The sequence below is a fragment of the Chloroflexus sp. MS-G genome (assembly GCF_000735195.1).
In the GTDB taxonomy this organism is placed as follows: domain Bacteria; phylum Chloroflexota; class Chloroflexia; order Chloroflexales; family Chloroflexaceae; genus Chloroflexus.
Genome location: NZ_JPIM01000209.1, coordinates 1 through 3,503, shown reverse-complemented (window position 1 = coordinate 3,503; position 3,503 = coordinate 1). Strand labels below are relative to the sequence as shown.

At 53.6% G+C, this 3,503-nt stretch carries 3 protein-coding genes and 1 tRNA gene; 3 read left to right on the top strand and 1 reads right to left on the bottom strand.

Translation table 11 applies throughout. The features are described from left to right. A partial coding sequence (locus JE47_RS0119790; RefSeq protein ID WP_031461397.1) for a pyridoxal-phosphate dependent enzyme occupies positions 1-296 on the bottom strand: 296 nt, incomplete at its 3' end. Between the two features lie 177 nt (positions 297-473). Between JE47_RS0119790 and JE47_RS0119785 the strand changes: the two genes are divergently transcribed. The 3 genes from JE47_RS0119785 to JE47_RS0119775 all read left to right on the top strand — a co-directional run bounded on the left by JE47_RS0119785 (position 474) and on the right by JE47_RS0119775 (position 3,346). After that, positions 474-1,037, top strand: a complete 564-nt coding sequence (locus tag JE47_RS0119785; RefSeq protein ID WP_031461396.1) for a hypothetical protein — start codon at positions 474-476, stop codon at positions 1,035-1,037. Positions 1,038-1,368: 331 nt separating this feature from the next. After that, positions 1,369-1,445: transfer RNA gene (locus JE47_RS0119780), tRNA-Glu, on the top strand. A 611-nt stretch (positions 1,446-2,056) separates the two neighbouring features. Then, on the top strand, positions 2,057-3,346 hold the full coding sequence (locus JE47_RS0119775; RefSeq protein ID WP_031461395.1) for a tetracycline resistance MFS efflux pump: 1,290 nt from the start codon (positions 2,057-2,059) through the stop codon (positions 3,344-3,346). Positions 3,347-3,503: the final 157 nt, after the last annotated feature.

Below are 3,503 nucleotides of genomic sequence, written 5' to 3'. Positions count from 1 at the left end.
ATCGTCTCAGGCATCGTCAGGATCAACCGGTAGCCACGGGCTGCCGCTACCAGTGCCAGGCCGATACCAGTATTCCCACTTGTCGGCTCGATAATGACCGTCTCGCCAGGCCGAATGCGACCTTCACGCTCAGCAGCGTCAATCATCGCCAGACCGATCCGATCCTTGACCGAGCCAGCCGGGTTGAAAAACTCGAGTTTGGCGACTACAGTTGCATGCGTGTCGTTTACGCGATTCAGGCGCACGAGTGGGGTGTTGCCGATGAGTTCGGTGATAGAGTTGTAGATACGGGCCACGGTAGGCTCCTTTGCACTAAACAGCGATGAACTTCTGTGTCTATTGTACGCAGATAGACGTAGAATGTCAATTTCTTGTGCAAGAAAGTCAAGTTTTAGAATGACAACAAAACGTGAAGATCATGCTATACTTGGCAACACAATCACGAACCATTGCGAGACAGAGAGGAAACCATTATGCGCGGTCGTGCAGTACGGGCGGTTGATCGAGCCGGGGGCGGAGAAGAGGCCATCCGCCTGACTCGCTGTGCAGGAACCTGGCTGGCCGACCCACCTGATGCAGCCGAACAAGAGCGTATTGCTGCGGCAGTACGTGCGCTGAATGGTCAACGAACATTGGCCCTTGAAATGCACCGTGATCCGGCAGCACTCGATACCTACTGTGTTGAACTCTTTCGTGATCCGATGTTCGATCCCCTGCACATCGGGCCAGAGATCATTCGTCGGATTATCGATAAGCTGGGTGAACCACCGGTCACCGATGAGACAAACATTACTGCCTTCTCAACCTATTTGCAGCAGGCAGTGCTCCTCTTCGCCTTACCCAATCCACGACGCCTCCTGGCAGCACAGTTACGTCGCTATCTCCCCCGCTTTACCGAAGCTGGCGACTGGAAAGCGGCAGTGGCTATCGATTACAGTGCGTTCCGTACTTCGCTTGGGAACGAGGTGACGCCATTCCTCGCCCAGATGACTCTCGCCGGACTGGCCGATTATTACGACGAATTGCCAGACTCCTGAACGGCAACGGTATACCAGGTGCTCTTCGCCTCTTAGAGCCTATCCGCATATCTTATATCGTCGCGTTTATGACGGATGAACCTGGCCCCAGTAGGGCGAGGCAACGCCTCGCCCCTACCAGTATCATACCGACGCTGCCACCTCGCAGCGCCGCCCCGCCAGGACGATAGCCGCGGGATGTGCCTGATGGCTGCGCCGCGCCCTTACCAATCTTCTGCTGCGATAGAAGATTTCGCGCCAGGTGCCTATCTGGTTAATCGTCTCACGGTGCAACGACGTTTGGTTTCCAGTTGCAACAATGAAAAATTATGGTATAATGCCTGCGCGTCAGGCCCCCATCGTCTAGTGGCCTAGGACATCACCCTTTCAAGGTGGAGATCGCGGGTTCGAATCCCGCTGGGGGCACCACGTAAGCGCACTGAACCGCCAGTGCGCTTTTTTGTTGATGACCTATTCTTCTGGGACTGACAGAATAGCAGTACTGCATTGCTGTTTAAAATCCTCACGGCAGAGAAAAGCAGCAAACACAGCTACCTTTCCGCAAGAGATTTTTTCTCAGAATCAGTGCACCCCACCTGAAGGAAGGGCTTTTTAAACGATCCTGAACGTGGCTTCACTGCAACGATAGCGGGAGACACGACATAAATGGCATCCAGGCGTTCACGACGATCCCTATCTCGTGCCGTCTGCTGGCAGCCAGGCCCCCTCGCTGCTCCTCACTGCCATGGCATTGGTCGTGCGCCCGTCAACGCTGATTGCCTACCCGACGCTCGGTGTGCACGTTGTATGAAGGGAAGAGGAGGAAGGCGTGAGGGAGCTTAAGCTCGCGCAGGGCATCTAGAGGTCTGCTACGGCGTGGTTGTGAATCGCCTCTTCTGCTCTTGTTTCTCTTCACTCCTTGCCAAATCTGGACAAAATATGTGCAATGTATTGACAAAAGCTGTGAAAGGTCATATAATTTGCGTAGTTAACCTTTTGAGTTGCAATCTATCTCATTGAGAAGAATGGGAACACATCCTATGAAATCACGTTCGTCGTTAACGTTCATTTTCCTGACAATTTTCATCGACCTGCTCGGCATCGGTATTGTGTTACCGTTGCTGCCCGAATACGTCAAAATTGTTGAACGATCAACATGGCCATGGCTGGCTGAAAATCGCGCCCTGATCGTTGGTGCCCTGACGGCTTCGTATGCGTTAATGCAGTTTCTCTTTGCGCCAGTTTTAGGTGCTCTCAGTGACCGGTTTGGCCGCCGACCGGTCCTGCTGCTCAGCCTGATGGGTACCGGTCTGAGTTATCTGGTTTTTGCGCTCACCGAGAATCTGACGTTTCTCGGTGTGGAAACGGTCATCGGCTTGCTATTTCTAGCCCGTATAGTTGCTGGCATTATGGGGGCGAGTATCAGTACGGCGCAGGCCTACATTGCCGACGTCACACCACCGAATGAGCGTGCACGTGGTCTAGGCATGATCGGTGCAGCTTTTGGCCTTGGTTTTATGCTTGGCCCTGCACTGGGGGGTATACTGTCCAACGTAAGTTTACAGGCGCCAGCTCTCTTTGCGGCGCTGCTCAGCTTTGCCAATGTGACATTCGGTTTCTTCCGCCTGCCTGAGTCACTCCCGGCTGATAAGCGGTCACAGGCACAGAAGCGCAATCTTAATCCAATTAGTCGTCTGATGGCAGTTGCCGGTGATGCTCGTGTGCAGCCGTTCATCCTGGGGAGTGTGCTGTTCAACCTGGCCTTCGCCGGTTTACAGAGCAATTTCCCGGTCTATAGTGATGTACGGTTTAATTTTAGCCCTCAGCAAAATGCCTTCATCTTCGCTTTCATCGGTTTAATCGCAGTCATTGTTCAGGGTTTTCTCATCAGAAAGCTTGTCGCTCGTTTTGGCGAAGCCCGCCTGACCATTGCCGGTTTAAGTCTGATGGCCATTGGCTTTGCTGCAACCGGGCTTGCTACTGCGGGTTGGATGCTCTTCCCGGCTATCGGTCTGGTCGCGTTGGGAAGTGGTATGGTTACCCCCTCGCTTACCAGTCTGGTTTCGCAGTCGGTAACGGCTACCGAGCAAGGCTCCATCCTGGGTGGGGTACAATCCTTCAACAGCTTGATGATGGTGGCCGGTCCGCTCCTAGCAGGCTTACTGTTTGACCTTCTAGGCCCTGGTGCACCGTATATCTTTGGTGCTGGACTACTGACCGCAGCATTGACCGTTCTGTTTAGCGCACTGCGCGAGCGGTTCAGCGGACGGTCGCAGCCTGAAGTGGCAACAATATCTGCCGAGTCGATGGTAAATGTTGAGCAGACTTAATAGTCCGTAAACTAAGTTCTCTTGCATTCCGAGGTGATATCGGATAGACTGGTGGTATGAAAAAAGATCACCTGACTCTGACAGAGAACGACCGCACCACGCTTGAAGGACTGCTTGCCAAAGGTACGCTCGCGGTCAAGACTTTCAAGCGCGCGAC